This window comes from Stenotrophomonas muris (genome assembly GCF_052751275.1).
Map to the genome: position 1 here is coordinate 3669431 of NZ_CP199879.1, position 14925 is coordinate 3684355.

12 protein-coding genes are annotated in these 14925 nt (G+C 68.5%); 3 read left to right on the forward strand and 9 right to left on the reverse strand.

The features are described 5' to 3' along the window. The first annotated feature begins 38 nt into the window (after positions 1–38). Complete coding sequence (locus tag ACUVWL_RS17110; RefSeq protein ID WP_445978591.1) at positions 39–1484, forward strand: FAD-dependent oxidoreductase; 1446 nt, start codon at positions 39–41, stop codon at positions 1482–1484. On the opposite strand, the gene ACUVWL_RS17115 is transcribed toward ACUVWL_RS17110, so the two are convergent. After that, entirely contained in the window at positions 1470–3878 is a 2409-nt protein-coding gene (locus ACUVWL_RS17115) for an ATP-binding protein (protein ID WP_445978592.1), read from the reverse strand. The genes ACUVWL_RS17110 and ACUVWL_RS17115 overlap by 15 nt on opposite strands. Before the next feature lie 166 nt (positions 3879–4044). On the opposite strand from ACUVWL_RS17115, the gene ACUVWL_RS17120 reads away from it, so the two are divergent. Then, entirely contained in the window at positions 4045–4911 is an 867-nt protein-coding gene (locus tag ACUVWL_RS17120; RefSeq protein ID WP_014035467.1) for a methylglyoxal synthase, read from the forward strand. A 325-nt stretch (positions 4912–5236) separates the two neighbouring features. Here the strand turns inward: ACUVWL_RS17120 and ACUVWL_RS17125 are convergent, their stop codons facing one another. From ACUVWL_RS17125 to ttcA, 3 genes are read right to left on the reverse strand one after another with little or no spacing between them, the layout of a single operon-like run. After that, a complete protein-coding gene (locus tag ACUVWL_RS17125) occupies positions 5237–6016 on the reverse strand; it encodes a M48 family metallopeptidase (RefSeq protein ID WP_032962385.1) in 780 nt (259 codons plus the stop codon). Between the two features lie 59 nt (positions 6017–6075). Next, positions 6076–6981 carry a recombination-associated protein RdgC gene (locus ACUVWL_RS17130; RefSeq protein ID WP_005411825.1) on the reverse strand — a complete coding sequence of 302 codons (906 nt, stop codon included), beginning with the start codon at positions 6979–6981 and terminating at the stop codon, positions 6076–6078. A gap of 36 nt (positions 6982–7017) precedes the next feature. Next, positions 7018–7938, reverse strand: coding sequence for a tRNA 2-thiocytidine(32) synthetase TtcA (gene ttcA, locus ACUVWL_RS17135; protein ID WP_032962383.1), 921 nt, complete (start codon positions 7936–7938; stop codon positions 7018–7020). A gap of 91 nt (positions 7939–8029) precedes the next feature. Here ttcA and ACUVWL_RS17140 point away from each other — a divergent pair, with 91 nt between their 5' ends. Further along, positions 8030–8233 carry a YdcH family protein gene (locus ACUVWL_RS17140; RefSeq protein WP_032962381.1) on the forward strand — a complete coding sequence of 68 codons (204 nt, stop codon included), beginning with the start codon at positions 8030–8032 and terminating at the stop codon, positions 8231–8233. A gap of 100 nt (positions 8234–8333) precedes the next feature. Here ACUVWL_RS17140 and plsB read toward each other — a convergent pair whose 3' ends face one another. The 5 genes from plsB to ACUVWL_RS17165 form a co-directional block, all read right to left on the reverse strand. Continuing rightward, the gene (gene plsB / locus ACUVWL_RS17145) at positions 8334–10970 is read right to left on the reverse strand and encodes a glycerol-3-phosphate 1-O-acyltransferase PlsB (protein WP_032962379.1); all 2637 of its coding nucleotides are present in this window, start codon (positions 10968–10970) and stop codon (positions 8334–8336) included. Continuing rightward, complete coding sequence (locus ACUVWL_RS17150; protein WP_014645453.1) at positions 10970–11923, reverse strand: hypothetical protein; 954 nt, start codon at positions 11921–11923, stop codon at positions 10970–10972. Before ACUVWL_RS17150 ends, plsB begins: the two co-directional genes overlap by 1 nt. 316 nt (positions 11924–12239) lie before the next feature. Further along, positions 12240–13061, reverse strand: coding sequence for a S1 family peptidase (locus ACUVWL_RS17155; protein ID WP_032962376.1), 822 nt, complete (start codon positions 13059–13061; stop codon positions 12240–12242). A 218-nt stretch (positions 13062–13279) separates the two neighbouring features. Continuing rightward, a complete protein-coding gene (gene pyrF / locus ACUVWL_RS17160) occupies positions 13280–14005 on the reverse strand; it encodes an orotidine-5'-phosphate decarboxylase (protein WP_032962374.1) in 726 nt (241 codons plus the stop codon). Further along, positions 14002–14925 carry a 5'-nucleotidase, lipoprotein e(P4) family gene (locus tag ACUVWL_RS17165; protein ID WP_014645450.1) on the reverse strand — a complete coding sequence of 308 codons (924 nt, stop codon included), beginning with the start codon at positions 14923–14925 and terminating at the stop codon, positions 14002–14004. The genes pyrF and ACUVWL_RS17165 overlap by 4 nt, the downstream gene beginning before the upstream one ends.

A 14925-nucleotide genomic window follows, 5' to 3' on the forward strand; every position in this document is an offset into this window, starting at 1 on the left:
TGGCCGGCAACGTTCCCCCCCGCATTCCAGAGCCCGCCATGAGCCGCAAGCACGCCTTCCAGTTCCTCGACCTGCCCCGCACCATGCCGCAGCGCATCCCGGTGGAACTGCGCACGTCCGGCGACTGGGGCGAGCTGTACGGAAAGTTCGGCAAGGAGGACGCCCAGTACCAGGCGGGCCGCTGCCTGGACTGCGGCAACCCGTACTGCAGCTGGAAGTGCCCGGTGCACAACGCCATTCCGCAGTGGCTGCAGCTGGTGCAGGAGAACCGCGTCCACGAAGCCGCCACGCTGTGCCACAGCACCAACCCGCTGCCGGAGGTGTGCGGCCGGGTCTGCCCGCAGGATCGCCTGTGCGAGGGCAGCTGCACGCTGGAAGAGTTCGGTGCGGTCACCATCGGTGCGGTGGAGAAATACATCGTCGATACCGCGCTGGCCAGCGGCTGGCGCCCTGACCTGGGCGCGGTGCAGCCGACCGGCCGCAGCGTTGCGGTGATCGGGGCCGGTCCCGCGGGCCTGGCCTGCGCCGACCGCCTGGCCCGCGCCGGCATTGCCGCGGTGGTCTATGACCGCTACGAGCAGATCGGCGGCCTGCTGCAGTTCGGCATTCCCAGCTTCAAGCTGGACAAGGACGTGATCCACCGGCGCCGCGGCGTGCTGGAGGGCATGGGCGTGCAGTTCCGCCTCGGCGTGGAGATCGGCCGCGACCTCAGCGTGCAGCAGCTGCTGGACACCCACGATGCGGTGTTCATCGGTACCGGCGCCTACCGCTACACCGATGGTGGCCTCGACGGCCAGGACCTGAAGGGCGTGCTGCCGGCGCTGCCGTTCCTGGTGCAGAACAGCCGCATCGTCGGCGGCGATGACCCGAAGGGCCGGCCGATTGCCGGCTGGGAAGACACCATCGCCCTGCCCGACCTCAACGGCAAGCGGGTGGTGGTGCTCGGTGGTGGCGATACCGGCATGGACTGCGTGCGCAGCGCGGTGCGCCTCGGCGCGGCCAAGGTCACCTGCGCCTACCGGCGCGACGAAGCCAACATGCCCGGCAGCGCTCGCGAAGTGGCCAATGCGCGCGAAGAGGGCGTGCGCTTCCTGTTCAACCGCCAACCGCTGTCGATCGAAGCCGGCGCCGACGATGAAGTGATCGGCGTGACCGTGGTCGAAACCCGGCTGGGCGAACCCGATGCCAATGGCCGCCAGAACGCCGTGCCGATCGAAGGCAGTGAATCCCTGCTGGAAGCGGACGTGGTGATCATCGCCTTCGGCTTCTCGCCGAGCGTGCCGGCGTGGCTGGCGGAGCTGGGGGTGGAAGGCCAGCCCAACGGCCGCATCGTCGCCGGGGGCAAGGACCGCCTGCCGTTCCAGACCGCGCATCCACGCCTGTTCGCCGGTGGCGACGCGGTACGCGGTGCAGACCTGGTGGTGACCGCCGTGGCCGAAGGCCGCGATGCCGCTGCCAGCATCGTCCGCCTACTGGCGCACTGAGTCCGGCAACAGCAGCTCCTCCAGCAGCGCGCGCAGTTCGCACGGCGCCACCGGCTTGGCCAGGAAATGGTCGATGCCCGCATCACGGCAGGCCTCGCGTGTGCGTTCCAGCACACTGGCAGTCAGCGCGACGATCGGCACCTGCGCACGGATGGCACAGGTATCGCCACGGATCGCCCGTGCCAGCGCGAAGCCGTCCATGTGCGGCATATGGCAGTCGGTGATGACCAGATCAAAGGGCTGCGCCTGCCAGGCCTCCCATGCCTGCTGGCCGTCGTCGCAGGCGTGTACCTGCAGCCCCAGCTCGCGCAGGCGCTGTACCAGCAACTGCAGGTTGGTCGGATGGTCTTCAACAACCAGTGCCCGCGCCGGCGGCAGCGGCCGTTGCACGGCCGTCGTGAGCACCGGTACCACCGTCGGTGCCGCACAGGCCGCCAGCACCAGTTCCAGCCATACGGTGGTTCCCTTGCCCGGCGCGCTGCGCAGGTGCAGCTGGCCCCCCATCGATGCCGCCAGCTCGCGGCAGATCGACAGGCCCAGCCCACTGCCACCAAAGCGGCGCGTGGTCGAGGTCTCGGCCTGCTCGTAGGCAGCGAATACCGCCTGTTGCCGCTCCATGCTGATGCCCACGCCCGTATCGGTCACCTGCAGGCGCAACCGCTGCCCGCCATCGCGCTGCTGCAGCACATGGACCTGCAGCACCACGCTTCCCTGCAGAGTGAACTTGAGTGCATTACCGGCCAGGTTGAACAGGACCTGGCGCAGGCGCAGCCCATCGGCCAGCGACCACTGCTGCAGCATGGGGTCGATCTCGCTGTGCAGGTGCAGGCCGCGGCTGGCCGCGACGGGCATCAACAGCTGCTGCACCGCGCGCACCAGCGCCGCAAGATCGGTCGGCCGCAGCTGCAGTGGCGCTGGCTGCAGGCGCTGGCTGTGCAGCACATCGTCCAGGATCTGCCGCAGCATCTGCGCGGCATCACCCACGGTGGTCAGCACCTGCCGCTGGCCCGCATCCAGGTCACTGGCAGCCAATCGCTCCAGCATGCCCAGCAGGGTACTCATCGGCGTGCGGATCTGGTGGCTCATGGTCGCCAGGAAATGGCTCTTGGCCAGCGCCGCCTGCTCGGCCGCGCGGCGCGCCTCGGCCAGCGCTACTGCACGCGCCTGTGCTTCACTGACATCCAACCAGTAGCCGCTCCACTCCACGCTGCTGTCATCGCACTGCAGCGGTCGTCCCTGCGAGCGGACCCAGCGCCAGCCCTGCGCCGACCGGGTGCGGAACGTAACGTCGATGGGACCGCGCACCAGCGCGGCCGCTTCGATGCACGCCATCACCCGGCTGCGGTCGTCGGCATGCACCGCGGCCAGCAGTTGCAGATGGTCGATCCGCGCAGTCTCCACGCTTACCCCGAACAGCGCCTGCACGTCACCGGCGATCTGCGCCAGGCTGTAGTGGCCGGTTGCCGAACGGCGGGCCTGGTAGACCACCGCCGGCAGGTTCGCGGTGACGTCGTGCAACCGCTGCTCCAGCACGCGGCGACGCACGCTCTCGCGATGCACGCGCCAGTAGCCGAAGGCATGCAGCAGCACGAGCGCGAGCAGGATCAGCGACGCCGGCACCAGCCAGCGCAGCGCCGAACCGGTGAGCCGCGCGCGTGGCCGGTCCGGCAGCCAGGCGCTGCGGCTCGACGCGCGATGTGCATCGCTCTCCTGCAGGAGCCGCTGGTCGAAAGCAGCGACCACCTCGGCACAGGCCGGCACGGCCGCGAGTACCAGTGCATCGCCGAAGCCCGCGGGTGCCGCGATCACCACAGCATCGCCTGGCTCCGCGCGGAGCGCGGCCTCCAGTTCAGCGAGATTGGCGACCACGGCGTCGACCAGCCCGGCACGCAGCAGTGACAGCGCGTGGTCCAGCGGCGCAGGGGCCAGCAGCTGCGCCCCCGGGGCCTGCTCGGCCAGCAATGGCTCCAGCGGCAGCCGGTCCGGGCTGGCCACGCTGCGGCCACGCAGGCCCTCCAGCCCCAGCACCGCAGCGGCGCCCTCGCGCCGCACGATCACCTGCGGCACCTCCAGGTAGGCCCTGCTGGCCACCCAGCCTGTCGGCAGCTGTGCGCGCGGCCAGCCGAGCAGCACCTGGGTGCCGGCCGGCAGTGCTCCCTCGGTAAGTACCGTCGCAGGCAACGGCTTCGCATGCTGCGCCGCCTGCATGCCCAGCAGTGGCAGGTAATCCGCGGCCAGTCCGGCAACCTCGCCCTGCTGGCTGTATGACAGGGGCGGCCGGTCGGAGCGCCATGCCACCTGCAGGGGGCCCGTGCAACCGGATGCAGCGGCGATGCCGGGCAGCAACAGCGATGCCATGACGGCGGCGACGGCGCGGCGGCCGGCGACATTCACGGTAGACGTCCTCATTTCGCGGGCAGGAACCACGGCCGCGCAGCGGTACCGCTGCCAGCCACGCTAGCGAGGCAGGCTTCCGCGACAATGAGAAAAATTGGAAAAGCATCCGCATCGGCGAATGCCGACATACACTGCCGCTTCTACCCGTCCTACGGAGCGCTCGATGCGTATCGGCCTGGCTGCCAACCGTCTCCATCACCACGATGCGCGCGCGGCGCTGTTCCGCTGGCTGCGTGCCAGCGAGGCAGGCCTGCGCGAACTGGGGGTGTCACTGCATGCGGTCGGGCGCACCCACGATGCGATCGAACGGCAGGGATTCCTGGCCGGCTACGGCGGCCTGCACCGGTATCCCTACGGGCGCGAGGGAGGCCTGATGAAGCTGGTGGCCGAAGTGGTCGGCATGGGGCCGGAGCGGACACTGGACGGTGCGATCTACCTGATCGACCCGGTCGATCCGTCCTCGGTGTTTCCGGAAGCAACCGCGCTCAAGCGGCAGTGCGTGATCCACGGCAAGCCGTTCATTTCAACCGTGGCCACTGCACGCGACTGGATCGAGGTGGAGCGCATCCACGCCGGGCTGGCTGCCGACACCGGTGCCGACGACCTGCATGCCTTCCAGGGGCAGACGCTGGCGCTGATCGCGCATGATGCGATGAAGCCGGCGATGCTGGCCTTCGCTGACGAGCACTTCGATGTGCTGGCCCGGTTTGGCCAACGCGTTGCGACGGGCACCACCGGGCAGCGCTTGAACGAGCTGGCCTGGAGCCGGGGTTGGCCCAGCGATACGCCGTGGGTGACGCGTTACCAGAGTGGCCCGATGGGCGGCGATGCACAGATTGCCGACCGGGTGCTGGAGGGGCGCTGCCAGCGCGCGATCTTCTTCGAGGACCCGCATGTGGCACGCCAGCACGAGGCCGATATCCAACTGCTGGAGCGCGCGGTGACGACGGTGACCGACCAGGCGGTGTGCATCACGGCGCCGCGGGTGGCGGCACGCTGGGCGGCCGCGGCGGCGTTGCGGGCGGGGTGAGGGTTTCGGCCAACGGCTGAGCCCCTCGTGGTGGGTCGTTCAAATCAGAAGCCGTGCTCTGCCGGGCGGGGTGGATTGCGCAGGGGTCGCTGCAAGTACGTCCTTGCAAGCTCGGTCGCCGCATCCATGCGGCTCACGCCCCTGCGCAACCCACCCCGCCCGGCCACGGACAGTTTCCTGTGTGCCCATCACGGAAGAAAGAAGGAAGAGCAGGAGCGGGTCGCGCGCTGCGCGCGCTTTTGTAGAGCCGAGCCATGCTCGGCTGCTGTCGATCGCGAGGGCTGGATATCCGCGCCACGCGCGTCAGCCGAGCATCGGCTCAGCTCTACAGCAGCTGGCGAAGCATCGCCTTCAGCCTGCGCCCTTCCAGCTGGAAGTAGTCGCGCTGCTCGCGCCACGCGGGGAAACGTTGTTCCACTTCGTGCCAGAACGCGGGCGAATGATTCGGCTGGATCAGGTGGCAGAGTTCGTGCACCAGCACATACTCGAATGCTTCAGGGCGCCCCAGCACCAGTGCCAGGTCCAGTGCCATGCTGCCGTCCGGCGCCAGCGAGCCCCACTGCGAAGACATCACCTTCAGCCGCAGGCGGCTGGGTGCACGTGGCAGGGTGGGCAGGTACTTCGGCAGCCAGCGGCCGACATCGGCGCGGGTCTGTGCTTCGTAGAACTCGCGCAGCAGGCGGCGCAGGGTGGCATCGCCGGCACGGGTCGGCCACTGCACGCAGGCGCCGTGTTCGTCGATCTCCAGCCGCGCATAGCGGCCTTCCTGCCAGCGCAGCGGCAACAGGTCGCCGCGCAGTGGCAGCACGCCGTCCTCGCCCGGCTGCAACGGGGCGGGCAGGCCCTGGCTCTGGTACTGGCGCAGCTGCAGCGCCAACCAGTCGCGGTGCTGTTCCAGGAATCGCTCGCCCATCACCAGGCTGGCCCGCGGCGGCAGCGTCAACCGTGCGCCGCGCTCGTCCACGCTCAGCTTGATCCGGCGCGCGCGCGGATCGCGCACGCGCAGCACCTCGATCTCGGCATCCTCCAGGCGCAGGCGAACGGTGTCGCGCTGCACGGTAGCGGGCGGGGTCGGGCTGATCAGGCGGCGCAGCAGACGGCTCATGCGCCCAGCATAGCGCTGCTTCGGGCCGCCGGATGACCGGCGGCCCACAGGGTGCCTGTTCAGTCAGCCTTGCTGAGCTTGAACGCTTCTTCCAGCAACAGGAACAGGCGGCGGATCTCGGCGCTCTGCAGGGCGAAGCGGGCGTCGAACTCGGCGCGGCGGCCGTCTTCGTCGGCATGCTCCAGCTGGTCCAGTGCGCCGTCGAGGAACTTCAGCTTGCGCACGATCAGGTCGTCGCCGATCACGAAGGACAGGTTGTCCTCGAAGATCAGCGCCAGCTTGGTCACCTGCTTGCCGGCGTCCAGGTGCTTGTCGATCTCGTCGCAGCGCAGTTCCTGGTGCTGGCACTTGACCACGGCGCCGCCTTCCACCGGATCCTTCATCTCGCACTCTTCGCCCAGGCTCAGCCCGGTCGGCAGCGGCTCGCCGGCGATCCAGCCGGTCAGGATCGAACGCGGTGCGACTTCGGCGTTCAGCGGCATCGCCGGGAAGCTGCCGAGCAGGCCGCGGATGTCGGACATGAAGTACTCGCCGGTCTTGCGGCTGGAGGTATCCACCGCCACGTAGCCGTGCTGCAGGTCGATGAAGGCATCATTGCGCGAGGACTTCACGAAGGCGCGCGGCAGCAGTTCATGCAGCAGGTCGTCCTTCATCCGCTTGCGCTCGCGGCCACCCGGGCGGCGGCCTTCCTTCTCCTCGATCTCCTCCAGCTTGCGCTCGAGCAGGTCGTTGACCACCGCCGCCGGCAGGATCTTGTCCTCGCCGCCCACGGTCAGCCACAGGTGTTCGGCGATGCGGTGGGAGAGCAGTTCCTTCTCCTCGCGGCCGAACGGCGAGATGAAGCCGCGCGAATTCATTTCCAGCGCGCCGACCGGCTTCAGCAGGGCGTGCGGCAGCAGGGTGTCGACTTCGGAAAAATCGGTGGTGGTCGGGAAACGGAAGAACGTCAGGTTGCGAAAGAACATGGAATTCCGGATGGCGAAGAGGAAGGGCGCCCGACCTTAAACGGTGGGCGTCTCGGGATCTGCGTCGGCGTCGGCCGGGGAGCCGGCCAGCCAGGCATGGGCGTCGGGCAGCGGCGCGTCATCGCGACGGCCCAGCGCCATGAAGTCGAACAGGGTGGTGTCGGCCAGCTGCGAGGGCCGGACTTCACCCATGGCGCGCGCGATCTGCTCGATGCGGCCCGGGTGGTCCTTTTCCCATTGCTTCAGCATCAGGCCGACCTGGCGGCGCTGCAGGTTCTCCTGGCTGCCGCACAGGTTGCAGGGAATGATCGGGAACCGGCGTGCCTGCGCGTACTCGACGATGTCACTCTCGCGCACGTAGGCCAGCGGCCGGATCACCACGTGCCTGCCGTCGTCGCTGCGCAGCTTCGGCGGCATGCCCGACAGCTTGGCGTGGTGGAACAGGTTCATGAAGAACGTGGCCACCATGTCGTCGCGGTGGTGGCCCAGCGCGATCTTGGTGAAGCCATGCGTCTCGGCGTAGTTGTACAGCGCGCCACGACGCAGGCGCGAGCACAGCGAACACATGGTCTTGCCTTCCGGGATGACCCGGCTGACCACCGAATAGGTGTCCTGCTCGATGATGTGGTACGGCACGCCCAGGCCTGCCAGGTATTCCGGCAGCACGTGCTCGGGGAAGTCCGGCTGCTTCTGGTCCAGGTTCACCGCCACCAGCTCGAACGGCACCGGCGCCTTCTTCTGCAGCTGCAGCAGCACGTCCAGCAGGGTGTAGCTGTCCTTGCCGCCGGACAGGCACACCATGACCTTGTCGCCGGCCTCGATCATGCCGAAGTCGGCAATCGCCTCGCCGACCTGGCGGCGCAGGCGCTTGGCCAGCTTGTGCTGCTCGCGCTCGGCCACGCGCGGATCGCGGGCGGCGCGCGGTGGGGGATCGGGAAGGGAAATCACGGCACTCATGGGTTCCATTCTAACGGCTCGGAGCCGCCCCGGCCGGGGATCGGGATTCCCCTCTCCCGGCGGTCATCATCGCTGTGTATGCTCGGAGGCTGTGGACACCTACAGCCCCGCCGAGATCGTCGAGCGCCTCGTCGCCCTGCGCGCCGAGCACCGCCTGCTGGATGAACAGATCACCCGCATGGCCGCCAACGGCGAGGACGAGCTGGAGTCCAAGCGCCTGAAGCGGCGCAAGCTGCAGCTGAAGGACTGCATCGCCAGGCTGGAAAGCCTGCAGATTCCCGACGAGCCGGCCTGAGCGGTGGCCCATCCACGCATGGCGTAGACCTACTGCTTCGCCCCGGTAGATGCCAACCTTGGTTGGCATGTCGTTCGCCGGGCAGGACCCGGCGCTGCCTTCAATCCTGCGGCGCAGGCTCGTCCGGGCGGGCCGCTTCCGGGCTGACCCGTTCGATGGTGTGGCGCAGCTCACGGCCCAGGATGAACTTGGCATCCTTGGCCCAGGCATCCAGGCGCTCGTCGAACAGCAGCTTGCTGTTCTCGTCCGGCCACACCAGGCGCAGTTCGCGCAGCTTCTGGATGAAGCCACGGAACAGGGACTTGTCGAAGAACTCCGGCGCGGCCGGCGCATAGAGCAGGCTCAGCCGCTGCGCGGCCTGCTGGCACAGGCTTTCCAGCTCGGCAGCGCCGAGCACGCCGGGGCCGTTCTTCACCAGCACCGAGATGGCAATGTAATAGCGCTCGAACGCCTGCTGCAGCGAATGGCCGATCGCGCGCAGGCGGAACACCTCGTCGGTCTGCCCGGTATTGCGCGCCAGGATGCCGCCGTCGTCATCGTTGACGTTCTGCAGCAGGCCCTCGCGCACGAACACATCGATGGTCCGGTCGATTCGCTGGGCGAACTCGTCCTCGCTCCACGGCAGGAACAGCTCGGCCTGGAGGAACGGGTACACCGTACGGCCCAGCTGGACCAGGCCGGTGCGGCTCATGCGGCGGTTGTTCTGGAAGCAGCAGGCCACCCACGACGAGGCGGTGAACAGGTGCACCACGTTGTTGCGGAAGTAGCTCAGCAGCACTGCGGTGTCGCCACTGACGCTGAGCACATCGCCCAGCGGGTGCTTGATGCGGGTGAGGACGTTGATTTCCTCGGCGTGGGCGATGATCCGCTCCGGCGAGTGCGGCGTCACCGTCACCCGGTCCGAGTACGGCATCTCCACCAGCAGGGTCTTGCACAGTTCGATCTGCGCGATCAGGTCGGCCTCGCCCATCGCGTGCTTCGGCGTGGACAGCAGGGCCAGCGCCAGCAGGTTGATCGGGTTGACGTCGGCGGCGCCATTGATGCGCACCTGGATGCGTTCGGCCAGCGTGTCCACCGTGGTCGACAGCCAGGCCGGCTTTTCGTCCTCGGACACCGCCTCGCCCTTCCACTCCGGCGCCTTCTCGGCCAGCACGTCGTTCAGCGCGATCGGCTCGCCGAAGTTCACCACCACCTGGCCATAGTTCTGCTTGAGCACCTTGGGGATGCCCCATAGCAGCGACCAGATCGATTCCTTTTCCTTCGGCCGGCCGGACAGTTCGTCCAGGTAGCTGCCGCCTTCCATCAGCTTCTCGTAGCCGATGTAGATGGGCTGGAACAGCACCGGCTTGCGCGGCTGGCGCAGGAACGCGCGCAGCGTCATCGAGATCATGCCGCCCTTGGGCTGCAGCAGGCGCCCGGTACGCGAGCGGCCGCCTTCGACGAAGTACTCCAGCGAGTAGCCACCGGCCACCAGTTGCGCGACGTATTCGCTGAGCACCGCCGAGTACAACGCGTTGCCACGGATCGAGCGGCGGATGAAGAATGCACCGCCCTTGCGCAGCAGGGTGCCGACCACCGGCAGGTTCAGGTTGATGCCGGCCACGATGTGCGGCGGCACGATGCCACGGTCGTACAGCAGGTAGGACAGCAGCAGGTAGTCCATGTGGCTGCGGTGGCTGGGCACGTAGACCACTTCGTGCCCCGGCGCGGCGGCCTTGAACTTGTCCAGGTGGTGCACCAGCACGCCCGCATAGATGCGGTTCCACACGTGGCTGAGCATGAAGCTGGCCGAGCGCACTACCGGGCTGGAATAGTCCGCAGCGATTTCCCAGGCGTAGGCGTGTGCCTTCTTCCAGGCATCGGCCGGCTTTGAGTTGTCGCGCTTGGCCTGTGCGGCGATCGCTTCGCGTACCGGCTCGGCGGCCAGCACCTGGTCCACCAGCAGGCGCCGGGTCGACAGGTCGGGGCCGATCACCGATTCACGGATGCGTCGGAAGTGCGTACGCAGCACGCGCTGCAGCTTGCGCACCGTGCGCTCCGGCTCCAGGCCTTCATCCACGGTGTTGCGCAGGGAGATCGGCGGGGCGAAGCGGACGATGGTGCTGCGGCCGTTGAGCAGCACCGCCAGCAGGCGACGGAAGCGGCCGACCAGTGCCCAGTTTTCCGAGAACAGCACCGCGAACCAACCGCTCTGCTTGTCCGGGGCGCGGCCGACGAAGATCGACACCGGCACCAGGTGCACGTCCAGGTCATCGCGCACGCGGTGCGCCTGCAGGACCTTGGCCAGCGAGTCGGAGTGGGTCTTGGCGCCGCGCTGCTCGGGAATCAGCGAGTTGCTGGAGCTGCGCCGCGACAGCGCCAGGTAGGCGCGCTTGCGGCCGGTCGGGTCACCGGCCAGCGGCACCAGCGGCGACGGCAGGCCGGCCTGGCGGCAGGCCTTGTCCAGGATCAGCGCGTTGGACAGGCCGTAGTCTTCCAGCACGTACATGACCGGGCGGCCATCGTTGTACTGGCCCGGGTCTTCCGGTTCGATCTTCAGCGACAGCCACGGCTCGACCAGGCGGCCGAGCAGGCGAGCCCACAGCGGGCGACGGCCGGCCGGACGCGCGTGCGCGGGCGGCGGTACCGGGTTCGGGCCGGTACCGGTCGAGGGGGACGCCGGCACCGTATCGGCGGGCGTCGACTGGGATTCTTCGCCGGGGAACGGCAGCGGGTTCTGTTTCGACATCGGCGCCATTATGGCTTAGGCGGCGGCGTTGCCGCTTCCCCACCTTCGGCGGGGGCTTCAGCGGCTGCCGGCGACGCGGCCGCGCGGGCCGCGTCGGCCTTTCGCAGCAGCGCGTCGGTGTCGGCCAGGGTACGGGTCAGGTACCAGTGGCCCTCGCGCCGGCTCAGTGGCAGCTGCAGGCTCATCTCGCGGCCGGCCAGGTCGTAGTGCAGGCGTACCAGCGCATTGTCGCCTTCCACCGAGAGCAGCTCGCCCCGCACGCTGCGAAGCGCGTCATCCACGCCCAGCCCGTAGCTGCCAAGCACCGCCTTGAGGGTGTGGATGAACGGCGCCAGCTGCTGCAGGCTGCCCTCCATGCCAGCCGCCTGCAGGCCAGCCTCGTCATCGAAGCCGACCTTGCCGGCCGCGCCGACCAGCGCGGCGATGGTGCTGCGTGCACGGGCGCGGTCACTGATCGGCGCGCCCTGCGCCCAGACAGCAAGGGTTTCGACCAGGGCGATGTAATGGGCCTGCTGGCCGGGCGTGTAGCCCTTCTGATGGCGCAGGTACTGCACCCCGAAATTGCCCATCGACTGCGCGGCCTGGCGCACGGCGCTGGCCTGGCCGGCCAGCTGGCGGTCGAAGCTGCGCTGCAGTTCGGTGCTGGCATCGGGCTTGCGCAGCGCGGCCAGCATCGGCAGCAGCTGGTCCCCCAGCGGCAGCTCGGTCAGCGGCCACTGGCTGTGTCCCTCCGCCCAGGCCTGCTGCAGCCGCTGATACTGGCCTGGCGGTACCGACAGCTTTGCGTAGCCGACCAGATCATCTTCGGCCAGGCGCAACGCCATCGCCTGCACCGCAGCCACCGGTTCGGCCGCCGGCCTGGCCGGATCGTTCACAGACTCGCGGCATGCCGCAACGGCCAGCAGCAGCATGGCCGCCAGCCCCCATCCACGCGCAGACCTTCCTCGCACCGCCACGCTCATGCACTCGGACTCCCCGGACCGGCCCGCATCTTGCGGCCTGCGACGTGACAGCGGCAAGCCGTGCGGTCACGTTTCCAACCAAGGGGGTCAGATCCCTTCTGCCGGCAGGCAGAAGGGATCTGACCCCAGAACCACCAGCGGGATAAAAAAAGAGCCCGGATCACGGGGATCACAGGCTCTTCAAACCGGCACGGGGCCGGAGGACAGTGTTGTGGCACATGTCCGGTCCGAGGACCGGATGGCGGCGATCCTACGCTGCCCTTCAAGTTAAGGCAACACTTCACGTAATGCCATATATGTATTTGATTTTATTGAATCAATCGTGCTGCCAGACGGATTCAATGAAATCTACGGCGTGTTTTTCGGCGATTCGGGCATAAATCCCCGGATAGCCGGCCAGCGCGCAGCCCTCGCCCCAGCTGACGATGCCGAACTGGGTCCAGCCCTCACGCAGGCGCAGCAGCAGCGGCCCGCCGGAGTCCCCCTGGCAGCTGTCGATGCCCTCGCGGCCGGCGCAGATCACCTTGCCGCGCGACAGTTCCCCGCCGTAGGCCTGCTGGCATTCATCGAATGCCACGAACGGCACCTGCACGGTCTGCAGCTGGGTCGGGTAGACCCGGCCATCGCCGATGTCGGTGTCGCCCCAGCCGATCACGGTGAATTCGCGGCCCGGCTTGAGATAACTGGCGTCGGGCCGCAGCCGCAGCGCCACCGGCTGTGCACCGTCCAGGGGGGCGTTGAGCTGGATCAGGGCCACGTCGTGCTCCAGCGAGTTGCCGCTGTTGAATGCCGGATGGACGTGGATCGCCTTGACGTTGGAGGCGCGGGGCGAGGCTTCGGTGGACAGGGCCGCGGCGTTGCCGACGACTGCGATGCCGCCCGGCGCTTCCCCCTGCATGCAGTGCGCGGCGGTCAGCACCCACGAAGGCGAGATGAGGGTGCCCCCGCAGAAGTGGCGGTCATGATCCGAATCGCCGTCGAAGATGCCCTGGATGCTGACCATGAACGGGTACTCGCCAGCCGGCGCTGCTTCACCGCCGATGATGCGCGGTGCTTCGCGCACCTGTGGCGCAGCGAAGGCGGGTACGGCGGACGCGGCCAACAACAGGCCGATGAACAAAGAGGTGCTGCGATACATATCCCTGTACTCCTCTATCAATGGTTGGAACCGGCGCGGCCGCGGTCCGTGCCGGTGCATCGATTGGGAAGCAGGGATGAAGCCTGCAGCGCGAACGCGCGCACAGTTTCGGTGCAATGCGCTGCCTGCGACAGTCGCAGGCCAACAATTGCGAACGCCATCCCGCATGGATCGGAATGGCGTTCGTGGTGCCGGCGTGACCGGCGTCAGCGGTGGGCTCAGCGTGCAGCCAGAGCCGACGCGATTTCCTGCTGGATTGCCCGCGCAGCGGCCTGCGGATCAGCCGCCAGGCGGATCGGGCGTCCGACCACGATGGCGTCGGCGCCATCGGCGAAGGCCTGGGCCACGCCAACGGTGCGCTTCTGGTCATCGCCGACCGGACCACCGGGACGGATGCCCGGACAGACGATCGAGAACCCGCTACCGGTCGCGGCACGGATCGGTGCAGCCTCCTGGCCCGAGGCGATCACGCCATCGACGCCCGCTGCCTGGGCGGCCAACGCGCGTTCGACCACCACGTCCACTGGCTCGCGGTCGACGCCCATCTGCGCCAGATCGGCGCGCCCCATCGAGGTCAGCACGGTCACCGCCAGCAGGCGCATGTCGCTGCTGTTGGCGGCCGCGCAGGCCTCCATCATCGCCGGGTGCCAGCCATGGATGGTGGCGTAGCTGACCGGCCACTGCGACAGGCGCTTGATCACCGCCGCAGCGGTCGCCGGGATGTCGAAGAACTTCAGGTCGACGAACACGCGCTTGTCGCGGCGGGCCAGCTCATCCAGCACCTGGAAGTACTCGCCGGAGGCGAGCAGTTCCATGCCGATCTTGTAGAACGCCACGCTGTCACCAAGGCGATCGACCCAGTCCAGTGCCTGCACGCGATCAGGCACGTCCAGCGCGAAGATCAGGCGCTCATCGGCGCGCAACGGCAGCGGTGCGCGGCTCACGGGGCGTAGTCCAGGGCGGCGCGCTTGGCGTCGTGGCGGGCCTGGCGCGACTGGCTGTAGTCGTTGTTGAACTGCGCCGGCTCGAAGCCGCCGTAGGTCGGGTTCGGCAGCATCCACCAGCGCTCGCCGAACCAGTCGTGGTACTGCTGCAGCAGCGCGTCACGGCCGTCGTTGGTGTTGGCGGTCACTTCGACGAAGTCACCCAGCTGGTCGCCGAACTGCATCAGCACGCGGTACTTCTGCCCTGCCAGGCGGCGGCGGCAGTTCTTCTCGCTGCCGGCCTGCTCGCAGCCCGGCACCACCGTGCCCAGGCCAAGGAACACGCTGTCGTCGGCCACCGGCAGGCCCTGCTCGCGCAGGTTGGCCAGGGTCGCGTCCTTCAGGTGCACGGCGCGGTTGGAGATGTAGAGCAGGGTCACGCCCTTGGCATTGGCGGCCTTGGCGAAGTCGACCACGCCCGGGATCGCCTTGGCCTTCTTTTCGGCTACCCACTGGTCCCAGGTCAGTTCGTCGTATTCCTTGCCATCGCGCACCAGGCGCGCCTGGTAGGGCGAGTTGTCCAGCACGGTCTCGTCCACGTCCAGCACCACGGCCGGCTTCAGGCCCTTGGCGTCGTTGCCGCGCTCTTCCGGCACCAGCGCATCCCAGTGGGCTTCCTTCAACGCCGCATCCAGGTGGTCGGCGGCGGCGCGGTAGGTCTGCTCGGTGATCGCCCTGTACTCCTGCGCGCGCTGCATCCACAGCACTGCGTTGAGGTTGTCGTTGGCGGTGGCATCGAGCGCGCCGTCGGCCTTGGCGGCGGCAGCGGGCGCCTGCGGGGCCGTGGCTTCGGCGGCGGGCGCCTCCACGCGCTTGCAGGCGGACAGGCCCAGCGCCGCAGTGGCGAGCAGGGTCAGGGACAGGGAAACGGGACGACGCAT